We start from the raw sequence: 8,096 nt of genomic DNA on the forward strand, positions 1-8,096 counted from the left end.
CACCATATATTCAAGATGATATATGTCTATAATTCGCTTATATTCTTCATATTTTGAGCATAACAAAAAATCATGATCAAATAAATTCATGATTCTATATCTCTTGGTTTTAAATTTCTATCTTCTAATTTTAAAAACTTCTAACCATTAGTCATAATGTTTTATAAGTATTTTTTAATAATAACGCATCTTTCTCTACAAGAGGACCTTCTAAAATGACACAACCTTTTACATTAAAATATTTTAAAGCATTTAAGCATTCCACATAATTGAAATCACTTTCTAATAATGGCAAGTGATTTTTCTCACCTTTCTCATTATAATTTATTCCACCCATATGAATATGTAAATCATCTAACGCAGATTTTCCAAGCTCATCTTCCACAAATTGAAGAATCTTCGCGAAATCATCGAAATCTTTTAAACACCCATTTCCCCTTGCGTGTATATGTGAAAAATCAATACATATTTCACAGGACTTAACTTCTTTACAAAGAGAAACTAGCTCTTCAAGTGTGCCAAACTGTGTTCCTTTTCCAGTTGTCTCGAGTCTATAGGATATTTCTTTATATGGAAGCTTTAACAAATTTTCTTTTATAGTATTGTAGGCTTCTTCTTCTGAGTCCTTTAGATAATATCCTGGATGAAATATTAAACTCCTCCCTTTAACTTTTGCCAATCCTTCAATTCCCCTTATTATTCTTACCATTGATTGCTCTTGTTTTTCAATTTCATTTGCGTTTAAATTTATATAATGAGATCCGTGAGCTGACAGATAAAAATCATTATCTAGCTTAGCTTTTAATATTATATCTTTATTTTTGTCTGTTACATTAACATTTCTAACAAAAAGAAGCTCCATTGCATCCAACCCTATTGATTTTAAATAATTGATTCCAGTAGCATAGTTAATATTTTTTATCCCGCTACCTATTGGCAATCCAGATATTCCAAATAATAATTTATTCATTATGGTCCTCCAGTGAAATTTTACTAATATTCTTATACTCATATAATCTATTACTCCATATTCTTAAAAGAATAATATGATTTATTAATTCTAATAGTTTATTATCCCATAAAAACAAACTATTATATCTTTAAATTCTAAAATTATTCTTCAATCTTCCACTGTTCTTTCAGTGTAAATATTCTCTATTCAAATTTAGTAGGTTACTAAGTGTTACAAAAAAATTCCCCAAACCTAAGTCTGGAGAATTTTTCGTTTTAGTCTTTTATTTCATCACTATTGATTTTTCTCTTTATCTGATTTTAACATTTTTTCAAAAGCTTCATAACGAGTACGCAGTACTCTTTCATGGTCTTCTTCATCCATTTTCAATTGTTCAAAAAATTTCTTTGCTTTTGGATCATCTACCTCATCAGCTAGTTTTTGGTAATGTTTCTGAGATTTTATCTCATCTTCAATAGCTTCTTGAATCCAATTTAGTATTTGATGCATTCAAATTACCCCCTTTATCTTATCAATTTAACTCTATTTCTGTGATAGTTTCATTACAACTAAAGTTATATCATCATTAATTTTTTCATATCTTAAAAAATCATTAAAATCTTTATGAATTTCTCTAACAATTTCAGTAGGTTCTTGATAGTAAATTTCAGAAACCAATTTTCTCAATCTATTTTCATAAAATTCATCATTAGACCTTTGCTCAGGTAATCCATCAGACATAATAAACAAGGTCATTTCAGAAAACATTTTCTGAGAATGGTCGTCATACTTTAATAAGTCAGCATCTATTGCCGCTGAGATAGGAAGACCACCATTATTTAACTCTATTACATTCCCATTACCCTTGACTATTACAGGACACTTATGAAAACCTGCATTACAATAGGTCATTTCATTTGTCTTCAAATCAAAGACAGCTAAGAAGAGACATACTAGGTATTCGTCTGGATAGCCTTCCTTTATGTATTGCTCAATGAAAAAGTGCATGATTTCTTTTGGAGACAATACTTGTCCTGGTATATGTTTAAGTCTAAAAAAGCTTCTTATTGTATCCTTTACAAAAATAGCTAACATGGCACTATCTAATCCATGACCTGAAACATCAGCTACAAAGCATACATATTGCTCAAAATAATCATTTAGCAATCCATTGTCTACTTTAAAAGCATCGTACAAATCTCCGCCTAGCTCTTCTGCTGGGATATATAAGGAAGCAAAAGAGATATTTTCTGTATCAGGAATACTCTTAGGAAGAGAACGTTTATGTATCTTAATAGCATTTTTAATTTCCCTACCTAATTTTTTTTGCATTCTTTCATACTCAACATATTTTTCATTCCCATAAATGTATATGAGGTTATCCTTTTTAAAAACCTTCAGATGGAGCTTTATTAAATCGTGCTTACCAATGAATAAAATTTCCTTCCAATTAGAAGGCTTTTCCGATACACCTTCAATAAGTGATTTGACTTTATTAGTATGAATTTCCCCAATTATATCTAAAAAATCCTTTTGTATTAACTCTAAATGAGTGTAGCCTAAATACGACTGCATAGACTTATTTGAGAAAATAATTTCCCCTTCAAGATTGCAAACTAGAATATGATCGTCAATTATATTGGCTATCGTCTCATTTATTTTTCCTATGTTAAAGCTTTCTTTCATCTATTTTGCCTCCTAATTAACTAAGCTTTTCGTATATGTACATATAAATATTATCATTAATTCGATTATATCATAAAAAAATATCACATCATCTAACAATGTGATATTGTATAATCCGTTCATTTATCTCAAAAGAATACATATTATATTAATTCAAGTTCAACCACTGTATCCATTTCATCGGGTAGAGAAAATGAAAAGTGATATGGCTCCCCAAAGTTAATAAATGCGGCTTCAGAATATTCAGCAGCATTCCAAGGGCTTGAGATTTTTACCTCTGAGCCATCTGAAAGAAGACGTGCTTTCTTTATTTTTTGATTCAATCCATTTAAATTAATTGGTCCTATACTTTCTTCAAATATATGTGCATAAAGCTTATTCCCTTTTTGAGTGTATCTTCCCCATTCAGGCTTTGAAAAAACGGACTTTTTACAACCATAAATACTCTCATGATTTTTTTCCATCCATTCCCCAATTTTTTTAAGGATATCTATCGACTTTTCAGGTATTTTCCCATTAGCATCTGGCCCAACATTTAATAAAAGATTCCCATTCTTACTTACACACTCAACTAATTTTCTTATGATTACTTTAGGTGTTTTATATATATTGTCGTTTGAACAATATCCCCAATTATTGTTTAGAGTTACACAGGATTCCCATGGAATTGAATTTCCACTTTGATCAATAACTCCTTCTGGAGGTATTATTTGTTCTGGTGAAGCAAAATCTCCCGAATACATTAATGGATTAGCTGTTTTAATACTGCCATTATATTGACCGCTAGCATCCAACCTATTATCAATAATGATATCTGGTTGTAATGTCCTTACCATTTTAATAAGCTCTGTAGCTCTCCATTTTTCACCAATCATATCATCATAAGAAAAATCAAACCACATAATATCTATCTTACCATAATTAGTTAATAATTCTTTTACTTGTCCGTGCATATAATCTAAGTAGTTTGAAAAATCTTGTTTGACATATTTATACTTTTCATTCCCCCGCATGGGATGGTTTGCATCGTTATATATAGGATAATCCTTATGATGCCAATCAATCAAAGAATAATATAAACCAACCTTTAGTCCTTCAGATCTGAATGCTTCAATATATTCTCTGATAAGGTCCCTCCTTGCCTTTGTATTTGGCGCCTTATATTCTGTCAATTCGCTATCAAACAAACAAAACCCATCATGGTGCTTAGCTGTCATTACAGCATATTTCATACCTGCTTTTTTTGCAAGTCTTGCCCACTCTTTAGGTCTATATCCAGTAGGATTAAACTCTTCAAAATACATTTGATAATCTTCATTACTTATTCTTTCTACACTCCTTATCCATTCTCCCCTCGCAGGAATTGAGTACAGACCCCAATGAATAAACATACCAAATCTATCTTTTAAAAACCACTCTGTACGTTTTTTTCTTCGTTGTACTATTTCACTATTTTGATTCATAAATTACCTCCAATAAAATAACTAATATAGTAGCTACCCTTCCTAGACAAAAAATATTTTTATTTTAGCATTAACCCAATTGTATTTTTTTATTTTAAACTAAGCTATACTCTTAATTATTCGTTATTCCTTAGAGTATCTTATCAATTATATCTCTTGCTTTTTTGATAAGGTTATAATCCGCCATTTCAATCACAAATTCATCTTTGGGAGTATTCATTCGTTTGACACACTCTCTGTATTTCATTTGACTACCAACATTTACTTTACCTGACATATGATAATTAGTACATTTGGTTCGTCGATATATTGCTTCTACATTATCAGAAGTTACACCACAACCAGGCATAATAGTTATTGAATCTCCAAATTTTTCTTGTATTTTTGCAATATAATCTGCACCCTCTAGAGCATTTGCTCTTTGTCCTGATGTAAGAATTCTGCATACTCCAATTTCAATAAGCTTTGTAATGTCTTTCATTGGTTCTCTAGCATCATCAAAAGCTCTATGAAATACTACTTTAAGGGGATAGGCATGCTTAACCAGTTCTTTCATCCGATCTATATCTATACTACCATTAGGCAATAAAGTACCAGTAACAATACCATCAAATCCCATTTGTTTTACAATATCTATATCATGTTTCATAGTTTCAAACTCGTTGCTATCATATAAGAAGTCTCCAGAACGTGGTCTTATCATAACAAAGATTTCTATATCCTTAATCTCTTTTGCTTTTTTCATTAATCCATAACTTGGTGTCAATCCTCCTATATTAAGAGCTGAACACAATTCAATTCTATCTGCACCAGCTTTTTTAGCTGTTATAATTGATGTATAAGAGTCTACACATACTTCTAGAATCATATGCTTATCCTTCCTCACCTATCAAATTATCTATCCCATTATATTCAAAATCATAATCCAGTGGAAATATCGGTCTTTTGACTTTTTTATAATTAAGTGTTTTTAAATCTTCATTTGTATTTCCTTTAGTAAGTGCCATTATGCTACGTTTCGCAACTAAGCTTTGTTGATGTGTAAGGTATCCAAGTTTACAAACAACTATTTCTACATTCTTAGGATTAACCCCTAAATCTATAAATATCTCTGGAACAATATATCCCACATGAGTTTGAGAAATTACAATGTCTACTCCACTACTGTTAAATAACGCTAAATCACCTTTAAGCATTCCTGCCCTAGACCAATCTTTAACATATGCCTTTACAATTCCTTTTGCAGTAATAGGCGATGAAGTTTCGGTATCAAATTTCGCACCAAAAGTAAGTGTTATTTCTTGACCCACCTTTCCTTCGCACTCATTTGTAGCTATTGGATCATAAATGCCACCATAGATTACAGGTTTTGTAAGTTTGTCTGTTCTATTATCTGACATTATCAATTTCAAGAAATTTGTACAATCAGAAGACGCTCCAGCAGTTGGGTTGTCTCCAGAATCAGAAATATAAATAGGGAGTTGTCCATCTTTTATTGCTCCAAAAGCAACATCCAAAGCTTCTTTTTCATTATAAGTTTCTGTATGGAAACAAAACTTATTTCTTCTCGACCAAATCAAATCTGCTAATCTCACTGCCTCTCTTTGGGCCAATTCTACGTTCCCATCTGCTACAACATAAACTGCAATGGAACTATCTTCATTGTCTGCCCAAGGGAAGCCCATCAAATAGGAAGCCGCCATTATTCCTTCTTTTCTTTCACAGACACGCAGTTCATTTATAAGTTCAATCATAGGCTCAACATTTGTTGATGATTGTTCTCCAGCAATCAAAATGGGTACCTTAACCCAAGCTGATTTTGGCGATGCGCCATTTTCAAGAGCTGCAATTGTCATTTTTGCAGCATGCTCACCTGTTTCAAAGCAATCCGTATGGGGAGCACATTTATAACCAACAAAACCATCACAACTATTATGCATTCTTTTAGTCATGGTAGTGTGCATATCCAATGAAGAAAAAATCGGAATATCAGGGAAAATATCTCTTAATTCTTCTAAAAAATATCCTTCAGCCTCTCCCTGATTTTTAATTCGCATGGATCCATGTAATGAAAGAGTAATTGCATCTATTTTAGCTTCTTCTTGAGCTATCTTTGCCCTCTTTATAATTTCATTTTTTATTTTATTATAAAAATCATAATCAATTTCTCCGTTTGGAACTGCTCTGGCAGATACAGTTGGAATTACTTCATATCCAACTCCCTGTAAAGTCTTAATAATACCTGTTATAGAATCATTGTCTCGTAATTTATGAAAAATATCCTCACCATATATTACATTAAAATCTTTCTCACAAGTTATTATTGGGTTAAAAGAATTAGACTCATGGTGCAGTGCTGCAACTAAAACTCTTTTCATAATAATTCAGCCTCCTTATAGTGATTTCAAATGGCAAAGCCCCCATTGGTATTGTATTATAAATGTATGTAAATACAGTATATGATTTCTACGAGTTGCATGGGAAATCCTTCAAAAAAAGAAAAAAGTATCAAGGAGTATATAAGTCCTATAAGACTTTAACCAGTACAATATTTGAGATTTAGGTATCAAAGCAGAGGAAATTAAATTTAATTCTAGAGTTGCTAAATCTATTTATTCTAATCTATCTTCTATTCTATACCTCTTCTTTTACTTATTTTATGAATGCTTTCTAACACATAATTAACTTCTTTATCAGTGTTATAGTGACTAAAGCTAAATCTTACTGTTCCATGGGGAAAAGTGCCCAAGGTTTTATGGGCTGACGGTGCACAATGCAAGCCACATCGCGTCATAATTCCATAATCTTTATCTAAAAGATATGATACTTCTCCATTATCTTTTTTACCAAAATCAAGGGAAACTACAGCTGTTCTACCTTGTATTGTAGAAAGTCCAGCTATGCTAATGTTTTTCATGTTTAATACGCCTTCAAGAAATCTAGATGCAAGGCTTAACTCTTCATTTCTAATATTTTCAATTCCAATTTCACTAATATATTTAAGCGCCCTATGTAATCCAAATATCCCGGGGAGATTCATTGTTCCAGGTTCAAATTTATCTGGCATATATTCTGGTTGATACTCAGATTTAGAATCACTTCCTGTTCCTCCACATATTAAAGATTCAATAGTCTTTGACAACTTTTCACTTAGAATAAATCCGCCTGTGCCTTGTGGTCCTAAAAGACCTTTATGCCCTGTGAAAGCTATTGCATCAGCATTCATATCATTAAAATCTATATCACAAACACCTGCTGTTTGTGCACTATCTACTATAAATAACAAATTTTCATCTTTACACACTTTTCCTATTTGATATAAAGGAAGTATGGTTCCACATACATTTGACGCGTGGGTCATAATCACTGCTCTTGTATTGTACTTAATATGTTTCTTTATATCCTTAGGATCTAGCCTTCCAAATTTATCACACTTCACTCTTGAGAACTCTACTTTCTTGTTAACTAACTGTGACAAAGGACGCATTACTGCATTATGTTCCATAGATGATACTATACAGTGATCTCCTGACTTTAATATTTCTTTTATAAGAAAGTTCATACTTTGAGTTATATTCATTGTAAATACTACATTATCAGTATTATGAAAATTAAATAAATTACATATCATTTCTCTTGTCTCAAGTACTGTCTCCCCTGCAGAGAATGCAGTACTATATGTACCTCTTTTAACATTGACCCCTATATTATCTATATAACTCTTTACAGCTTCACCTACTCCTGGTGCCTTTGGAAATGTAGTTGCTGCATTATCCATATATATTCTCATACTATCTCTCCTCAAAATGAACTCGTTCTGCTAAAGCAAAACGTTGGGGCTTCAGATGGGGATTCTACTCCACCTGAAGAGAAGTCTTCCCTCCCACTTATATAAGTGGGAGGCTTATCAAAAGATGAACGTATTTCTACTTCATAATAGTACTATAAACCATAGTTTTTTGATACCATTATTAGTATTTTCTATACATTTTTTT

Annotated in this window: 7 protein-coding genes; all 7 read right to left on the minus strand. The window is 31.7% G+C overall.

Translation table 11 applies throughout. The annotated features are described in order from the left end of the window. Positions 1-151 precede the first annotated feature (151 nt). The 7 genes from JMO20_RS12025 to JMO20_RS12055 all read right to left on the minus strand — a co-directional run bounded on the left by JMO20_RS12025 (position 152) and on the right by JMO20_RS12055 (position 7,891). A complete protein-coding gene (locus JMO20_RS12025; RefSeq protein WP_202709923.1) occupies positions 152-970 on the minus strand; it encodes a TIM barrel protein in 819 nt (272 codons plus the stop codon). A gap of 276 nt (positions 971-1,246) precedes the next feature. Then, positions 1,247-1,462 (minus strand): ferritin family protein, encoded by a 216-nt coding sequence (locus JMO20_RS12030; RefSeq protein ID WP_202709924.1) that lies wholly within the window; start codon positions 1,460-1,462, stop codon positions 1,247-1,249. A gap of 33 nt (positions 1,463-1,495) precedes the next feature. Then, the gene (locus tag JMO20_RS12035) at positions 1,496-2,638 is read right to left on the minus strand and encodes a SpoIIE family protein phosphatase (RefSeq protein ID WP_202709925.1); all 1,143 of its coding nucleotides are present in this window, start codon (positions 2,636-2,638) and stop codon (positions 1,496-1,498) included. Between the two features lie 143 nt (positions 2,639-2,781). Then, positions 2,782-4,101, minus strand: coding sequence for an alpha-L-fucosidase (locus tag JMO20_RS12040; RefSeq protein ID WP_202709926.1), 1,320 nt, complete (start codon positions 4,099-4,101; stop codon positions 2,782-2,784). Positions 4,102-4,231: 130 nt separating this feature from the next. Continuing rightward, positions 4,232-4,969: a copper homeostasis protein CutC gene (locus JMO20_RS12045; protein WP_202709927.1), complete on the minus strand. Its 738-nt coding sequence runs from the start codon at positions 4,967-4,969 to the stop codon at positions 4,232-4,234. 4 nt (positions 4,970-4,973) lie between these two features. Continuing rightward, a complete protein-coding gene (locus tag JMO20_RS12050) occupies positions 4,974-6,479 on the minus strand; it encodes a M81 family metallopeptidase (RefSeq protein WP_202709928.1) in 1,506 nt (501 codons plus the stop codon). A 251-nt stretch (positions 6,480-6,730) separates the two neighbouring features. Continuing rightward, positions 6,731-7,891: an aminotransferase class V-fold PLP-dependent enzyme gene (locus JMO20_RS12055; protein WP_202709929.1), complete on the minus strand. Its 1,161-nt coding sequence runs from the start codon at positions 7,889-7,891 to the stop codon at positions 6,731-6,733. Between the last annotated feature and the right edge of the window lie 205 nt (positions 7,892-8,096).

Origin of the sequence: Sporosalibacterium faouarense (assembly GCF_016765695.1) — a bacterium.
GTDB lineage: Bacteria > Bacillota > Clostridia > Tissierellales > VENL01 > Sporosalibacterium > Sporosalibacterium faouarense.

What these genes read in the sequence shown, in the direction of transcription:
- JMO20_RS12025 (WP_202709923.1), bottom strand. Translation starts at nt 970, where the DNA reads ATGAATAAATTATTATTTGGAATATCTGGATTGCCAATAGGTAGCGGG.
- JMO20_RS12030 (WP_202709924.1), bottom strand. Translation starts at nt 1,462, where the DNA reads ATGCATCAAATACTAAATTGGATTCAAGAAGCTATTGAAGATGAGATA.
- JMO20_RS12035 (WP_202709925.1), bottom strand. Translation starts at nt 2,638, where the DNA reads ATGAAAGAAAGCTTTAACATAGGAAAAATAAATGAGACGATAGCCAAT.
- JMO20_RS12040 (WP_202709926.1), bottom strand. Translation starts at nt 4,101, where the DNA reads ATGAATCAAAATAGTGAAATAGTACAACGAAGAAAAAAACGTACAGAG.
- JMO20_RS12045 (WP_202709927.1), bottom strand. Translation starts at nt 4,969, where the DNA reads ATGATTCTAGAAGTATGTGTAGACTCTTATACATCAATTATAACAGCT.
- JMO20_RS12050 (WP_202709928.1), bottom strand. Translation starts at nt 6,479, where the DNA reads ATGAAAAGAGTTTTAGTTGCAGCACTGCACCATGAGTCTAATTCTTTT.
- JMO20_RS12055 (WP_202709929.1), bottom strand. Translation starts at nt 7,891, where the DNA reads ATGAGAATATATATGGATAATGCAGCAACTACATTTCCAAAGGCACCA.